We start from the raw sequence: 14,212 nt of genomic DNA on the forward strand, positions 1-14,212 counted from the left end.
GGTGTGGGGGCTTGGGGCGGGTGGGGGTGGAGTCCGGGCGGTGGGGGCGGGTTGGGGGAAGAGGTTGCGGGTGGGGGAGATGGTGGAGAGGGTAGGGGCATGGCAGAGGCGAGACTGGGTGTTGACCTGGGGCGTGTGGTGGTGGGGGCCAACCGGAACGCTCAGGGGAGGGTGTTCTTGGACGATCCGCGGCAGATGCCGTTGATCGAGGGGGCGTTCGAGGTGCTGCCCCGGCTGGTGGAGCGGTTCGGGGGGCGGGCCTGGGTGATCTCGCGGGTGAGCGAGGAGGGGGAGCCGCTGTCGCTGGCCTGGCTGGAGCACCATGACTTCTACGGGAAGACGGGGATCTCGCGGGAGAACGTGCGGTACTGCCGGAAGCGGGAGGACAAGGCGATCCACTGCGCGGAGCTGGGGATCACGCACATGATCGACGACCGGATGGACGTGCACCGGGCGATCCGGGAGCTGGTGCCCTACCGGTACCTGTTCGGGCCGCAGGAGGAGGCGGCTCCGGACTGGGTGATCACCACGCCCACCTGGGTCGATGTGGAACGGGCCATCGGCCTGCCCTGACGGCGGTGCCCCGCGGCGGCCGTACGGGAGGGCGTCGGACGACGATCGCGGTCGGTTCTTCCCCCGGGAAGGCCGGTCGCGTCCCCACCGAGGCCGGATGGAGGCTCCTACGGCCGCCTGGGCGGAAGCGGTACCGCCTTCGAGAGAGGTGTCCCGCATGCGGTTCGGTGCGAAGGACGCCTCCAGGTGCGGAGTCCCCCCGCTCGTGCCGGACAGGGGTTCCGCAGGCGTGGAAGGCGCTGCGTACGAAGGGTGCCTCCAGGTGAGGAGTCCCCTCGTCCGTGCCGGACGGGAGTTCCGCAGGTGCGAAGGCGCTGCGTACGAAGGGCGCCTCCAGGTGAGGAGTCCCCTCGCTCGTGCCGGACGGGAGTTCCGCAGGCGTGGAAGGCGCTGCGCCGGGTCTATGGCCTCGGGTCGGCCGTCGGGACCGTCGGGGCGGGGAAGGTCAGGTAGGCGGGTGGGACGGCGGGGGTGAGCCAGACGCCGTTGGGGGTGACGCGGAAGGCGTGGCCGTCGGCGGCCATGGCGGCGGCGTCGACGGTGAGGACGACGGGGGAGCCGCGGCGGGAGCCGACCTTGCGGGCGGTCTCGGGGTCGGGGGAGAGGTGGACGTCGTGGCGGGCCATGGGGCGCAGGCCCTCGCGGAGGATGAAGGGGAGGGCGCGGGAGACCGTGCCGTGGTAGAGGACGGGCGGGGGCGAGGCCGCCGGGAGGTCCAGGTCGACCTCGACGGTGTGGCCCTGGCTGGCGCGCAGGCGCAGGCCGTCCTCGGAGAAGGCGAACCGCTGCTTGTCGTTGGTCTCGACGACCTCGCGGAGCTCCTCGGGGGTGAGGGGGAGGCCGTGCGCGCGGCAGGCGGCGAGGAGGGCGGCCACGTCGGTCCAGCCGGCGGGGTCGAGGACGATGCCGAGCCGTTCGGGCTGGTGGCGGAGATGGCGGGCGAGGTACTTGGAGACCCTGACCCGTCTTTTCTGGTCCATGGGGCGGATCGTAGGCGGGCGGGCCCGCAGCGGGCCAGGCGTTTGACGGGCGGGCCCACGGGAGGCCGGGCCGGGAGCCGACGGACGGGGGCCGGACGCGAAAAAGGCCGCGACGTCGTGAGACGTCGCGGCCTGAAGCACGGCGCGCCCCTCCGGGAGGACCGGGAAGGCGGTGCCGGAAAGGCTACTTGCCGAGGGCGGCGGCCTGCTTGGCGATCGCGGACTTGCGGTTCGCGGCCTGGTTCTTGTGGATGACGCCCTTGCTGACGGCCTTGTCCAGCTTGCGGCTGGCGTGACGCAGCGCCTCGGCGGTCTTGTCGGCGTCACCGCCGGCGACGGCCTCGCGGAACTTGCGGATCGCCGACTTGAGCTCGGTCTTGACCGCCTTGTTGCGCAGGCGCGCCTTCTCGTTCTGCTTGTTCCGCTTGATCTGGGACTTGATGTTCGCCACTGAAGAAAGCCTCAATTGAAGTCAACGTTACGGATGGGGCGCGGAGATCCGGCAGCCGGTCGGATCTGCGGGCACGGAGACACACGCGCCCACACGCAAGGAAGCAGACTACCAAGGTCGGGTGCCGATCCCCAACCCGGACCAGAGCATCGGCCCGGTCATGGGACCATGGTAGACGGAAGTCCTCCACGTCAACCTAGGATCCGCGTGCCGCCCGTACCGAACCACACCGATCCCGCGGTGATCCGCAACTTCTGCATCATCGCGCACATCGACCACGGCAAGTCCACCCTGGCCGACCGCATGCTGCAGCTGACCGGGGTGGTCGACGACCGCTCCATGCGCGCCCAGTACCTGGACAGGATGGACATCGAGCGCGAGCGCGGCATCACCATCAAGTCCCAGGCCGTGCGCCTGCCCTGGAAAGACCATGTGCTCAACATGATCGACACCCCGGGCCACGTGGACTTCTCCTACGAGGTCTCCCGCTCGCTGGCCGCCTGCGAGGGCGCGATCCTGCTGGTGGACGCCGCCCAGGGCATCGAGGCCCAGACGCTGGCCAACCTCTACATGGCGATGGAGGCCGACCTCCACATCATCCCGGTCCTCAACAAGATCGACCTGCCGGCGGCGCAGCCGGAGAAGGTCGCCGAGGAGATCTCCGGCCTGATCGGCTGCGACCCGTCGGAGGTGCTGCGCGTCTCGGGCAAGACGGGCGTGGGGGTGCCCGAGCTGCTCGACAAGATCGTCGCGGAGGTCCCGGCCCCGGTGGGCGACGCGGACGCCCCGGCCCGCGCGCTGATCTTCGACTCGGTCTACGACACCTACCGCGGCGTGGTCACCTACGTCCGGGTCGTCGACGGCCGCATCACCCGCCGCGAGAAGTCCCTCATGATGTCGACGGGCACCGCCCACGACACCCTCGAGGTCGGCGTGATCTCCCCCGAGCCGATCTCGACCGAGGGCCTGGGCGTCGGCGAGGTGGGCTACCTGATCTCCGGCGTGAAGGACGTCCGCCAGGCCCGGGTCGGCGACACCGTCACCATGGCCTCCCGGCCGTCGCCCGAGCCGCTGGGCGGGTACGAGAACCCCAAGCCGATGGTCTACTCGGGCCTGTACCCGATCGACGGCGACGACTACCCGCTGCTGCGCGACGCCCTGGACAAGCTGCGGCTGAACGACGCCGCGCTGGTGTACGAGCCGGAGACGTCGCTGGCGCTGGGCTTCGGCTACCGCTGCGGCTTCCTCGGCCTCCTCCACATGGAGATCGTCCGGGAGCGGCTGGAGCGCGAGTTCAACCTGGCGCTGATCTCCACCGCGCCGAGCGTCATCTACCGGGTGGAGATGGAGAACGGCCAGGAGCACATCGTCACCAACCCCAGCGAGTACCCCGCGGACGGCAAGATCGCCCGGGTGTTCGAGCCGGTGGTGCGGGCCACGGTGCTCACCCCGACGGAGTTCATCGGCACGATCATGGAGCTGTGCCAGGGCCGCCGCGGCGTGCTCCAGGGCATGGACTACCTGTCGGAGGACAGGGTCGAGATCAAGTACACCCTGCCCCTGGGCGAGATCATCTTCGACTTCTTCGACCAGCTGAAGTCCCGCACCCGCGGCTACGCCAGCCTCGACTACGAGCCCTCGGGCGAGCAGGAGTCCAAGCTCGTCAAGGTCGACATCCTGCTGCAGGGCGAGTCCGTGGACGCCTTCAGCCAGATCGTGCACGCCGACAAGGCGCGCGAGTACGGGCTGATGATGACCACCAAGCTCAAGGAGCTCATCCCCAGGCAGCAGTACGAGGTGCCGATCCAGGCCGCGATCGGCGCCCGGGTCATCGCCCGCGAGAACATCCGCGCCATCCGCAAGGACGTCCTCGCCAAGTGCTACGGCGGCGACATCTCGCGCAAGCGCAAGCTGCTGGAGAAGCAGAAGGAGGGCAAGAAGAAGATGAAGACCATCGGGCGCGTGGACGTGCCGCAGGAGGCCTTCGTCGCGGCCCTCTCCACCGGCTCCTCGGCCGACAAGCCCAAGAAGTAGCGCCCTCTGATCGGCCCGCCACGCCCCGGCACCCTCCTACGAGGACCGGGGCGTGCGCTTTCCGCGCGCAGGGGGAACCTTCCCGGGGGAGGGGGCGTCAGAAGCGGGGAAGGAGTGCCCCCGCCAGCATGACGAAAGACGAGTCCCGGCATGTCGGACCCCTACGGGAACCCCTACGGACACCAGCAGCCTTACGGTCAGCAGCCGCCATACGGCCAGCCGTACGGCCACCCGGCGCAGCCTCCGCACGTACCGGTGCAGCCTCCGCACGTACCGCAGCCGCCCTTCGCCCCGCAGCAGCCCTTCGTGCAGGCGGGCCCGCCGGTGAATCCGGGGGACGAGCGGACCTACGCGATGGCCGCGCACCTCGGGCAGCTGGTCCTCGGCTTCCTCGCGCCGCTGATCACCTACCTGCTGTACAAGGACCGCTCGCAGTACATCCGCTGGCATTCGGCGCAGGCGATCAACTTCGCCCTCACCGGGTTCGTCTACGCGATGGCGACGCTGTTCCTGTCGGCGATCACCTTCGGGATCGGCTTCCTGCTCTTCCTGCCGCTGGCGGCCCTGGAGGTCGTCTTCCTGGTCATGGCGGGGGTCGCGGCCAACCGCGGCGAGTGGTACCGCTACCCGCAGTGGCTGGCCCTTCCGCTGGTGAGCTGAAACACAAGGCGGCGGCGCTCGGGGAGGATTCCGGTCCGCCGGTCCGGGAATCCCTCGATCATGACGGATCTCAAATCGCTCGCCGAGCGCCACCTGTCCCAGGCGAAGGACGACAAGAACGGGCGGAGCGCCCACATGTTCCTGCACGAGGGGCCGCTGCGGCAGACCGTGATCGCGTTGACCGCCGGCTCCCGGCTGGACGAGCACAACTCCCCGCACGCCGCCAGCCTCCAGGTGCTCTCGGGCCGGGTCGTCCTCACCTCGGCGCTGGGTGACACCGAGCTCGGCGAGGGCGAGCTGGCGCCGATCCCGCCGGAGCGGCACGGGCTGAACGCGCTCGCCGACTCGGTCCTGGTGCTCACCACCGTCAAGGGGTGAGGTCCGTAATCAGATCGAGTCTTCACGGTGTCATGAAACGCCGGTGACCACCGGTTCTGTGGTGAAAACTGAGCGTCGTGGGTCACACACTCTTGCACCAGATCCTCGTGGCTGATCTCGTGACGCCCCTGATGATCGCCGAGTACGGCGACATGAGGACCAGGACGTCCGCCGTCGCCCGGCTCGGCGACGGCACCTGGCTCCATGCCGACCTCCTGGTCTACTGCGAGGCGCAGGAGCGCGAGGGATTCGTGGAGGGCGCCCCGCTCCTGGCGGTGGAGGTGGCGTCGGAGGCGTCACGGGCGCGCGACCTGGGCGCCAAACGGGACCTGTACGCCGGGCACGGGGTGCCCTGCTACTGGGTCGTCGACCTGACTCCCGACGGGGTGCGCGTGCACGTCCACGGGCTGGACGGGGGACGCCTGGTGGAGCGGGTCGCGGTGGGCATGGGCGAGTCGGTGCGGCTCACCGAACCATTCAAGATCGAAATCCGGCCGGACCGCCTCTTCAGCGGGCTCCCCCCGTGGCGCGGCCCGGTCGAGGGAGCGTACATGGCGCACGAGAACGGCCCGGATCTGCCCTGTCCGCAGGAGGTCTTCGGCATCGACTCCTTCATCCGGCGCTGGCCGACCGGCGTGGAGAAGGTGGAGCTGGAGAACGGCAACCCCGTCTTCTACGGCCGCTGGGACGAGCGGGACGTGGAGATCGCCCAGCGGGCCTACCCGGGGCGGGTGGTCCGGCTGGACCAGCGGCCCGGTGTCCCCGGCACGCTGCGGATCCTGCCCGCGGCCTCGGTGAACCAGACCGTGCCGCAGCACGTGGTGGACGGGCGTGCGCCTGCGGAGTACGGCCGCGTCTGAAGCCGTCCGGGGAGGTCCGCGACGCCTGTAACACTGGAGGCATGCCGTCGATCCTCCCCGAAGGGGACCCCATGCCCGCCGACGGGCGACTGCCCGAAGCCTCCCTGGAGGGATTCGGCACCCGCCCCTTCGGCTTCTACGTACACGTCCCGTTCTGCGTGACGCGGTGCGGCTACTGCGATTTCAACACCTACACGGCCACGGAACTCGGCCCCGGGGCGTCCCGAGACTCCTACGCCGACACGGTGATCTCCGAGATCCGTCTCGCCCGGAGGGTCCTGGGCGAGGCGGAGGCGCCCGTCCGGACGGTGTTCGTCGGCGGCGGCACCCCCACTCTGCTGCCGCCGGAGGACCTCGGACGCATCCTGCGGACGATCCGCGACGAGTTCGGCCTCGTCGACGGCGCCGAGGTGACCACCGAGGCCAACCCCGAGACCGTCACCCCCGCCTCCCTCGCGGGGCTCCTGGAGGCCGGTTTCACCCGCATCTCCTACGGGATGCAGAGCGCCAAGGACCACGTCCTGCGGGCGTTGGACCGCACGCACACCCCCGCGCGGGTCCCGCTGGTGGTCGCCCAGGCCAGGGCAGCCGGCTTCCAGCACGTCAACCTCGACCTGATCTACGGCACCCCGGGCGAGAGCGACGACGACTGGCGCGACTCCGTCGAGCAGGCGCTGGCCGCGGGCCCCGACCACGTCTCCGCCTACGCCCTGATCGTCGAGGAGGGCACGAAGCTCGCCGCCCGCGTCGCCCGCGGCGAGCTGGACGAACCCGACGACGACGCCATGGCCGACCGCTACCTCATCGCCGACGAGCTCTTCGAGAAGGCCGGGATGAGCTGGTATGAGCTGTCCAACTGGGCGCTGCCCGGCGGGGAGTGCCACCACAACCTGCTCTACTGGCAGGGCGCCGACTGGTGGGGGGCCGGCCCCGGCGCGCACTCCCACGTCGGCGGCACCCGCTGGTGGAACGTCAAGCACCCTGCCGCCTACGCGCAGCGGCTGGCGCAGGAGATCACCCCCGCGCACGCCCGCGAGGTGCTCGACGACGACACGCGGCGGCTGGAGCGCGTCCTGCTGGAGCTGCGGCTGCGCACCGGCTGCCCGCTGGAGCTGCTGGACGGGCCGGCGGTCCGCGAGCAGGAGGAGCGCGGCCTGCTGACCCGCCGGGACGGCAGGGCCGTGCTCACCGTGCGGGGCAGGCTGCTCGCGGACGCCGTCGTCCGCGACCTCACTTGATGATCGGCCAGGCCAGGAGGGCGGGCAGCCGGTGCCAGTCGCCCCGGTTGACCTTGGTGGCGCTGAAGACCACCAGGCACATCGCCAGCGTCACCCACCCGGCGGCGATCCACAGGAAGAAGTCGGCCCACTGGTAGAGGAAGACCGAGACGCCGAAGACGATCCCGGTGCTGAGGGCGAGGTTGAGCGCCTGGCGGCCGTGGTGGCGGGCGTAGGCCGACCGGTTCTTCTTGGTCAGGTAGACGTACAGCGGCGGGAGCGCCCACAGCAGGAACTGGCCGATGTAGGCGGTGAGCGCCCACTGGCGCTCGTCCGGGGTGGTGGGGCCGCCGTGCGAGCCGGCGGCGTACCCGTCCGGGAGCTGGACGGTGGGGGTGGGGCGCGGTTGGCGGGGATGGCGGGGCACGGCGGTCACTCCTTGGCGGTGACGAAGTCAATCAATTCTTCGACGCGTCCGAGCAGCTCCGGTTCCAGATCGGCATAAGAACGGACGGAACCCAGGATTCTCCTCCATGCGGCACCGGTGTCGCCAGGCCAGCCGAGGCGGGCGCAGATCCCCTCCTTCCAGTCGAAGCCCCTGGGGACCTCCGGCCAGGCGCGGATGCCCAGCGCCCGGGGCTTCACCGCCTGCCAGACGTCGATGAAGGGATGCCCGCACACCAGCACGTGCGGGCTGGTGATCCGGGCGGCGATCCGCGACTCCTTGGAGCCGGGCACGAGATGGTCGACCAGGACGCCGAGCCTGCGCCCGGGGCCCGGCTCGAACTCCTCGACGATCAGCGGCAGGTCGTCGACGCCCTCCAGGTACTCCACGGCCACGTCCTCGACCCGCAGGTCGTGCCCCCAGATCTTCTCGACGAGCTCGGCGTCGTGCACGCCCTCGACGTAGATCCGGCTCTCCAGCGCCACCCGGGCCCGGTGGCCCTGCACGTAGACCGATCCGGACGCGCTGATCGCCGGGCCCGTCCGCCGGGGTCCGGGCCGCACGAGGGTGACCGGCCTGCCGTCGAGCAGGAACCCCGCCACCGCCAGCGGGAAGACCCGCCGCTTGCCGAACCTGTCCTCCAGGGTGACCTCGTCCTTGCCGCAGGCCACGACCGCGCCGCAGAAGCCGCTGTCGGGGTCCTCCACGACCAGGTCGCGGTCGGCCGGGATCTCGGGGATCCGCCCCTTGCGGGGCAGGCGCCAGTTCCCGGCGAGCACGTCTTCGCCATAGTCCTTGCTGCGCACGCCCAAGACCCTAACCCGAGGCGGCCAGCTGGAGGTGCCCGCGCCGTACCGCGTGGAGGAGAAGCGACGGATCGTAGGGCCACGTCCCGCCGCGCAGGGCCTCCAGCGGGTCGAGGCCGGCGTCGTAGGTCTCCCGGATGCCGTGCGCGACCGCCGCGATCGCGTCGCGCTGGCGCTCGGCGAACTCCCGGCCGACGGGAGCGCCGTGGCCGGGGACGATGAGCTCAGGGCCCGTCTCCAGCAGCCGGGTCAGGGTGATCGGCCAGTCCAGGGGGAAGGCGTCGGAGCCGTAGCAGGGCGGGCCCGCCTCCTCCACCAGGTCCCCGGCGAAGACCAGGCCGCAGTCGGGCACCCGCACGACGAGGTCGTGGCCGGTGTGGCCGCGGCCCAGGTGGTGCAGTTCCACGACGCGGTCGCCGAGGTCGATCACCGCGGTGCGGCGGACCAGCCGGGACGGGGCGGTCACCGGGGTGCCCTCGACCCGGGCCGCCCAGTCGGGGTCGTCCTCGGCGAGGGTGCGCCACGCCTCGCGCTCCAGATACTCCGGCAGGTCGAGATGGCCCCAGAAGGGCCCTTCGAAGGCGGCGTTGCCGAAGCAGTGGTCGAAGTGGCCGTGGGTGTTGACGATCGCGACCGGCTCCGCGCAGCCCAGCTCGCGCAGGTGCTCCCGCAGCTCCAGCCCCTCGGGGACCGAGGCCCTGGTGTCGATCAGCACCGCGCCCCGGCGCCCGGCGATCACGCCGGTGTTCACCTCGAATCCGCCGTACTCCCGGCGGAAACACCGATCTGAGACCTCTTCCCAGGACATGCCTCCAGACTCTCGCACATCGACTTCGTCCGCCGGGACCGTACACTTGGCACTCATAGACTGGGAGTGCCAAGCAGGAGGTGAGCGCGTTGCTGGATGATCGCAAACTGGCCATCCTTCGCGCCATCGTCGAGGACTACGTCTCCACCAACGAGCCGGTGGGCTCCAAGGCGCTGGCCGAACGCCACGCCCTGGGCGTCTCCCCGGCCACGGTGCGCAACGACATGGCCGTGCTGGAGGAGCAGGGGTACATCACCCAGCCCCACACCAGCGCGGGCCGCATCCCCACGGACAAGGGGTACCGGCTGTTCGTCGACAAGCTGTCGACGATCAAGCCGCTGTCGGCGGCGGAGCGCCGCGCCATCGAGACCTTCCTCGGCGGCGCCTACGACCTGGACGAGGTGGTCTCGCGCACGGTGCGGCTGCTGGCGCAGCTGACCAGGCAGGTCGCGGTGGTGCAGTACCCGTCGCTGATCCGCTCCTCGGTGCGGCACATAGAGCTGGTGCCGGTGGCGGCCGGGCGGCTGCTGCTCATCCTGATCACCGACACGGGGCGGGTGGAGCAGCGGGTCGTGGAGACCCTCGTCGACCTCGCCGAGGACTCGGTGGCGCAGCTGCGGGCCCTGCTGAACGCCTGCCTGGACGGGCGTTCGTTCGGCGAGGTGCCGCTGGCCGTGGCCGACCTGCCCGACCGGGTGCCCGCCGAGGACCGGCCGGTGGCCGTGGCGGTGCTGTCGGTCCTGCTGGAGACCCTGGTCGAACGGAACGAAGAGAAGATCGTCTTCGCGGGCGCGGCCAACCTCGCGCTCGGCGACTTCTCGAAGGGCCTCCGGGACGTGCTGGAGGCCCTGGAAGAACAGGTGGTGCTGATGCGCCTGCTCGGGGAGGCCGGGGACCCGGCTACCCTGACGGTGCGGATCGGAGCCGAGAACCAGCTCCAGGGGCTGCATTCCACGTCCGTGGTCGCCGCGGGCTACGGCATGGACGGGCAGGCGCTGGCCCGGCTCGGGGTTCTCGGACCCACCCGAATGGACTACCCAGGAACGATGGGAGCGGTACGCGCTGTGGCACGTTACGTCGGTCAGATTCTGGCGGGATCCTAAGTGCGCGACTACTACGCCACGCTCGGGGTGAGCCGCAACGCCACCCCGGACGAGATCAAGAAGGCATACCGCCGGCTCGCCCGTGAACTCCACCCGGACGTCAATCCCGACGCCGAGAGCCAGGAGAAGTTCAAGGAGGTCACGCAGGCCTACGAGGTGCTGTCGGACCCCAAGAAGCGGGAGATGCACGACCTGGGCGCCGACCCGTTCGGCTCCCCGATGGGCGGCGGGGGCGCGGGCTTCGGCGCGGGCTTCCCGTTCAGCGACATCATGGACACCCTCTTCGGGACGGCCAGCGCCCGCGGGCCGCGTTCGCGCGCCCGCCGGGGCCGCAACGCCACCCTGCGGGTCGAGCTGGACCTGGCGGAGACGGCGTTCGGCACCACCCGCGAGCTGACCATCGACACCGCGACGGTCTGCGGCGCCTGCACGGGTTCGGGCGCCGCCGCGGGCAGCCACCCCGACACGTGCGAGATGTGCCACGGGCGGGGCGAGATCCAGCAGGTCCAGCGGAGCTTCCTCGGCCAGGTCATGACGTCCCGGCCGTGCCCCCAGTGCGGCGGCTACGGCTCGGTGATCCGCAACCCCTGCCCCGAGTGCGCCGGCGACGGCCGGGTGCGCACCCAGCGCACCATCAAGGTCAAGATCCCGGCGGGCGTCGAGCACGGCACCCACATCCAGCTCGCGGGCGAGGGCGAGGTCGGCCCCGGCGGCGGCCCGGCCGGCGACCTCTTCCTGGAGATCGTCGAGCGCCCCCACCCGATCTTCGAGCGGGAGGGCGACGACCTGCACTGCACCGTGCAGATCCCGATGACCGCCGCCGCCCTGGGCACCTCGGTGGTCATCGAGACCCTCGACGGCGCCGAGGACGTCGACATCCGCCCCGGCACCCAGTCCGGCCAGGTCATCCCCCTGTACGGCAGGGGCGCCCAGCACCTGAACGCCAGCGGCCGCGGCGACCTGATGATCCACGTCAACGTCGAGACCCCGGCCAAGCTCGACCCCGAGCAGGAGGAGCTCCTGCGCGAACTGGCCCGCCTCCGCGGCGAGGAGCGGCCCCCCGGCAAGTTCGCCCCGGGCCAGCAGGGCTTCTTCTCCCGCCTCCGCGACGCCTTCAACGGCTGAAGAGCCGAGGTCGCCGACGCCTACCACGACGGCTACCGCGACCCCTGACAGGGCCGCCCGCTCCCGCGGGCGGCCCTGCGCCTTTTCCACAGGCGGGATCGGGGGGCGGGCGGGGTTGGGAGGATGGGGGCATGAGTGCTCCGGTTTTCGTGGTGGACAGGGTCGTGCTGGCCGGTGCGGGCGGCAGGGTGGTGCTGGAGGGGGCCGAGGGGCGGCATGCGGCGACGGTGAAGCGGCTCCGGGCGGGGGAGGAGGTCGTGCTCACCGACGGGGAGGGCGGGCGGGCGCGGTGCTCGGTGGCCGGGGTGGGGAAGGACCGGCTGGAGCTGGAGGTGCTGGAGCGGCGGGAGGAGCCGGCCGCCTCGCCGCGGATCACGGTGGTGCAGGCGCTGCCCAAGGGGGAGCGGGGGGAGCTGGCCGTGGAGGTGATGACCGAGGCCGGGGTGGACGGGATCGTGCCCTGGTCGGCGAGCCGGTCGATCACGCAGTGGCGGGCCGAGCGGCGGGAGAAGTCGCTCGGGCGGTGGCGCAACGCGGCGCGGGAGGCCGCCAAGCAGTCGCGGCGGAGCCGCTTCCCGGTGGTGGCGGACCTGGCCTCCACGGCCGAGGCGGCGGCCCTGCTGGAACGCGCGGACCTGGCGCTGGTCCTGCACGAGGAGGCGGCCGAGCCGCTCAGCGCCGTCCCCGTCGAGGGCGCCGGCGAGATCGTGCTGGTGGTGGGCCCCGAGGGCGGCATCAGCCGCGAGGAGCTGGAGCTCTTCACCCGGTCGGGAGCCCGCCCGGTGCTCCTGGGTCCGACGGTCCTGCGCACCTCCACCGCCGGCGTCGCCGCGGTCTCGGTCCTGATGGCCCGCACCGGCCGCTGGTGACCGCGCCTCGAGGCCCGTCGGCGCCTGAGTTCCGAGATCCGCCGGCGTCCGCGTTCCGAGACCGGTCGGCGCCCGTGTCCCGAGGCCCGCTGGTGTCCGCGTTCCGAGACCGGTCGGCGCCCGCGTCCCGAGGCCCGCTGGTGACCGTGTCCCGAGAGCCGCTGGTGTCCGCGTTCCGAGATCCGCCGGCGCCCGCGTCCCGAGGCCGGGGCGGGGTCACTCCCCGCTGAGGGACAGGCCCCGCTCGGCGAGGGCCTCCCGGAGGATGCGCACGGCCTTGGGCCCCACGCCGTGCAGGGCCAGGAGCTCCCGCTCGGTGAACCGGGCGGTCTCGGCCAGGCGGGTGACGCCGATCGCGGCGAGGGCGCCGGTGGCGGGAGCGCCGATCTTCGGCAGATCCGGTGCGGTTTCCATGTCGCTCCTCATTCGGCCCGGGGCCGGGCGGCGGGGCCCGTGTACGGGCTTCGGTTCAAGGGCCGGGGGGTGCGGCCCTGGTATGGGCTTCGGTCGGTCCGGGGGCCGGGGGCCGGGGGGTGCGGTCCCGGTACGGGCTTCGGTCAGTCCGGGGGCTGGGCGGTGTTGCTCGGGGTGGGGGGTTTCGGGGTGTCGGCGGGGGCCGGGGTGGTGAGGGTCGCGGTGGGCGTGGGGGCGGACGGGGTGGGGGAGGGGCGGGTGTCGCGGTCGGGGGAGCGGGTGGGTGTGGGCTCGGCCGTGGCGGGCGGGGAGGAGAGCGGCGTGGCGTGCGGGGCGGCGGCCTCGGGGCAGGCCGGGTCCGGGGCGGTCTCGGAGAGGGCGGTCCCGGGGGTGGCGGACGGGGTGGGCGTCGCCTTGGCCGGAGGGGACGGAGCGGCCGGGGTGTTCGAGGCGGCTGGGGAGGACGGGGCGGCGGTGGAGGGGGCGGGAGCGGTGCGGGTGGGTCGGGTCGGGGAGGGCGCGGCGGTCCTGGGGGAGGGCGGCGCCGCGGTGGCGGAGTCGCATTCAGGGGAGGCCGGGGCGGCGCGGCGGTCGCCGGCGGCCGGCGGGGTGCCGGCGGGGGCGGCGGGGGCCGAGGTGGAGGGGGCGGACTTGGGCAGGGGCTCCGCGCCGGTCTCGCGGGGGTTGCCGGCCGAGGTGATGCGGTCGATGGCCGAGGGGGTCGCCGTCATGGCCGCGGCGGCCATGGTGAGGGCCGCGGCGCCCGCCAGCAGCGGGCCCTTCCAGCCTCCGGTGAACCACGACCACAGGCCGGGTCGGGGCGCGGCCGAGGTGCGCTCCCTGATGCGCTGCAGCCCGTCGGGCGCGGGCACGACCTGCTCGGCCTCCGCGTGCAGGGCCCGGCGGAGGCGGTCGGCGGGGAAGTCGCCGGGGGTCAAGATTGCTGCTCCAGGACGTTGCGGAGCGCGGCCATCCCGCGCGCCGTGTGGCTCTTCACCGCGCCGCGGCTGATGCCCATGGCGTCGGCGATCTGCGCTTCGGACAGGTCGGCGTAGTAGCGCAGCACCAGCGCCTCCCGCTGCCGGTTGGGCAGGGTGTGCAAAGCCTTGATCACGGCGGCCCGCTCCAGCTCGATGATGGCGCCGGTCTCGGCGCTCTGCACGTCCGGCAGCCCCTTGGGCGCGTACTTCTCCACCACCGCGCGGTGCCGCAGCACCGAGCGCGCCCGGTTGACGACGGTCTGGCGCAGGTACGCCAGCGCCTTGTCGGGGTCGCGCAGCCGCCGCCAGGCCCCGTGCATGGCCACGAAGGCGTCCTGCACGACCTCCTCGGCGGTCGCCACGTCGCGCACGAGCAGCGCGGCCAGCCGCACCAGGGGACGGTACTGGCTGCCGTACAGCTCCGTCACCGCCTGGTCGGCGTCCCACGCCGCCATCGCGGACGGCGCCACCAACAGGGTCTCGGTCACGTCACTGGGACGTGCGCCTTC

The 14,212-nt window shown here is 72.3% G+C and carries 17 protein-coding genes; 9 read left to right on the top strand and 8 right to left on the bottom strand.

What is annotated here, in order from left to right; all coding sequences use genetic code 11:
• Positions 1-171: 171 nt before the first annotated feature.
• Positions 172-573, top strand: a complete 402-nt coding sequence (locus ABD140_RS36285; RefSeq protein ID WP_344246886.1) for a hypothetical protein — start codon at positions 172-174, stop codon at positions 571-573.
• Positions 574-974: 401 nt separating this feature from the next.
• On the opposite strand, the gene ABD140_RS36290 is transcribed toward ABD140_RS36285, so the two are convergent.
• Both ABD140_RS36290 and rpsT read right to left on the bottom strand, forming a co-directional pair.
• Positions 975-1,553 carry an RNA 2'-phosphotransferase gene (locus ABD140_RS36290; RefSeq protein WP_344246888.1) on the bottom strand — a complete coding sequence of 193 codons (579 nt, stop codon included), beginning with the start codon at positions 1,551-1,553 and terminating at the stop codon, positions 975-977.
• 184 nt (positions 1,554-1,737) lie between these two features.
• Positions 1,738-2,004 (bottom strand): 30S ribosomal protein S20, encoded by a 267-nt coding sequence (gene rpsT, locus ABD140_RS36295; RefSeq protein WP_344246891.1) that lies wholly within the window; start codon positions 2,002-2,004, stop codon positions 1,738-1,740.
• Positions 2,005-2,211: 207 nt separating this feature from the next.
• On the opposite strand from rpsT, the gene lepA reads away from it, so the two are divergent.
• From lepA to hemW, 5 genes are all read left to right on the top strand, one after another.
• Positions 2,212-4,038, top strand: a complete 1,827-nt coding sequence (gene lepA / locus ABD140_RS36300; RefSeq protein WP_425544191.1) for a translation elongation factor 4 — start codon at positions 2,212-2,214, stop codon at positions 4,036-4,038.
• Positions 4,039-4,188: 150 nt separating this feature from the next.
• Entirely contained in the window at positions 4,189-4,698 is a 510-nt protein-coding gene (locus ABD140_RS36305) for a DUF4870 domain-containing protein (protein ID WP_344246895.1), read from the top strand.
• Between the two features lie 60 nt (positions 4,699-4,758).
• Positions 4,759-5,076: a cupin domain-containing protein gene (locus tag ABD140_RS36310; protein WP_344246897.1), complete on the top strand. Its 318-nt coding sequence runs from the start codon at positions 4,759-4,761 to the stop codon at positions 5,074-5,076.
• 107 nt (positions 5,077-5,183) lie between these two features.
• The gene (locus ABD140_RS36315; RefSeq protein WP_344246899.1) at positions 5,184-5,936 is read left to right on the top strand and encodes a Uma2 family endonuclease; all 753 of its coding nucleotides are present in this window, start codon (positions 5,184-5,186) and stop codon (positions 5,934-5,936) included.
• A 41-nt stretch (positions 5,937-5,977) separates the two neighbouring features.
• The gene (gene hemW / locus ABD140_RS36320; protein WP_344246900.1) at positions 5,978-7,174 is read left to right on the top strand and encodes a radical SAM family heme chaperone HemW; all 1,197 of its coding nucleotides are present in this window, start codon (positions 5,978-5,980) and stop codon (positions 7,172-7,174) included.
• Here hemW and ABD140_RS36325 read toward each other — a convergent pair.
• From ABD140_RS36325 to ABD140_RS36335, 3 genes are read right to left on the bottom strand one after another with little or no spacing between them, the layout of a single operon-like run.
• Positions 7,167-7,580: a DUF4870 domain-containing protein gene (locus ABD140_RS36325; RefSeq protein WP_344246902.1), complete on the bottom strand. Its 414-nt coding sequence runs from the start codon at positions 7,578-7,580 to the stop codon at positions 7,167-7,169. The two genes, hemW and ABD140_RS36325, sit on opposite strands and share 8 nt — an antisense overlap.
• Positions 7,581-7,585: 5 nt before the next feature.
• Positions 7,586-8,404 (bottom strand): DUF3097 domain-containing protein, encoded by an 819-nt coding sequence (locus ABD140_RS36330; protein WP_344246904.1) that lies wholly within the window; start codon positions 8,402-8,404, stop codon positions 7,586-7,588.
• 10 nt (positions 8,405-8,414) lie between these two features.
• Positions 8,415-9,212: an MBL fold metallo-hydrolase gene (locus ABD140_RS36335; protein ID WP_344246906.1), complete on the bottom strand. Its 798-nt coding sequence runs from the start codon at positions 9,210-9,212 to the stop codon at positions 8,415-8,417.
• Positions 9,213-9,301: 89 nt separating this feature from the next.
• Between ABD140_RS36335 and hrcA the strand changes: the two genes are divergently transcribed.
• From hrcA to ABD140_RS36350, 3 genes are all read left to right on the top strand, one after another.
• Positions 9,302-10,315, top strand: a complete 1,014-nt coding sequence (gene hrcA / locus ABD140_RS36340) for a heat-inducible transcriptional repressor HrcA (protein WP_344246955.1) — start codon at positions 9,302-9,304, stop codon at positions 10,313-10,315.
• Positions 10,316-11,440 carry a molecular chaperone DnaJ gene (gene dnaJ, locus ABD140_RS36345; RefSeq protein ID WP_344246908.1) on the top strand — a complete coding sequence of 375 codons (1,125 nt, stop codon included), beginning with the start codon at positions 10,316-10,318 and terminating at the stop codon, positions 11,438-11,440.
• 131 nt (positions 11,441-11,571) lie between these two features.
• The gene (locus ABD140_RS36350) at positions 11,572-12,309 is read left to right on the top strand and encodes a 16S rRNA (uracil(1498)-N(3))-methyltransferase (RefSeq protein ID WP_344246910.1); all 738 of its coding nucleotides are present in this window, start codon (positions 11,572-11,574) and stop codon (positions 12,307-12,309) included.
• A 216-nt stretch (positions 12,310-12,525) separates the two neighbouring features.
• Here the strand turns inward: ABD140_RS36350 and ABD140_RS36355 are convergent, their stop codons facing one another.
• From ABD140_RS36355 to ABD140_RS36365, 3 genes are all read right to left on the bottom strand, one after another.
• Positions 12,526-12,723, bottom strand: a complete 198-nt coding sequence (locus ABD140_RS36355; RefSeq protein WP_344246912.1) for a helix-hairpin-helix domain-containing protein — start codon at positions 12,721-12,723, stop codon at positions 12,526-12,528.
• Positions 12,724-12,866: 143 nt separating this feature from the next.
• Positions 12,867-13,661, bottom strand: coding sequence for a hypothetical protein (locus tag ABD140_RS36360; RefSeq protein ID WP_344246914.1), 795 nt, complete (start codon positions 13,659-13,661; stop codon positions 12,867-12,869).
• The gene (locus tag ABD140_RS36365; RefSeq protein WP_344246957.1) at positions 13,658-14,158 is read right to left on the bottom strand and encodes a SigE family RNA polymerase sigma factor; all 501 of its coding nucleotides are present in this window, start codon (positions 14,156-14,158) and stop codon (positions 13,658-13,660) included. Before ABD140_RS36365 ends, ABD140_RS36360 begins: the two co-directional genes overlap by 4 nt.
• Between the last annotated feature and the right edge of the window lie 54 nt (positions 14,159-14,212).

The organism is Actinocorallia libanotica (assembly GCF_039525175.1).
Classification (GTDB): Bacteria; Actinomycetota; Actinomycetes; order Streptosporangiales; family Streptosporangiaceae; genus Actinocorallia; species Actinocorallia libanotica.

Coding starts and splice junctions, on each gene's coding strand:
- ABD140_RS36310 (WP_344246897.1), top strand. CDS start 4,759: ATGACGGATCTCAAATCGCTCGCCGAGCGCCACCTGTCCCAGGCGAAG.
- ABD140_RS36365 (WP_344246957.1), bottom strand. CDS start 14,158: ATGGCGGCGTGGGACGCCGACCAGGCGGTGACGGAGCTGTACGGCAGC.
- ABD140_RS36350 (WP_344246910.1), top strand. CDS start 11,572: ATGAGTGCTCCGGTTTTCGTGGTGGACAGGGTCGTGCTGGCCGGTGCG.
- hemW (WP_344246900.1), top strand. CDS start 5,978: ATGCCGTCGATCCTCCCCGAAGGGGACCCCATGCCCGCCGACGGGCGA.
- ABD140_RS36335 (WP_344246906.1), bottom strand. CDS start 9,212: ATGTCCTGGGAAGAGGTCTCAGATCGGTGTTTCCGCCGGGAGTACGGC.
- ABD140_RS36290 (WP_344246888.1), bottom strand. CDS start 1,553: ATGGACCAGAAAAGACGGGTCAGGGTCTCCAAGTACCTCGCCCGCCAT.
- ABD140_RS36355 (WP_344246912.1), bottom strand. CDS start 12,723: ATGGAAACCGCACCGGATCTGCCGAAGATCGGCGCTCCCGCCACCGGC.
- ABD140_RS36305 (WP_344246895.1), top strand. CDS start 4,189: ATGTCGGACCCCTACGGGAACCCCTACGGACACCAGCAGCCTTACGGT.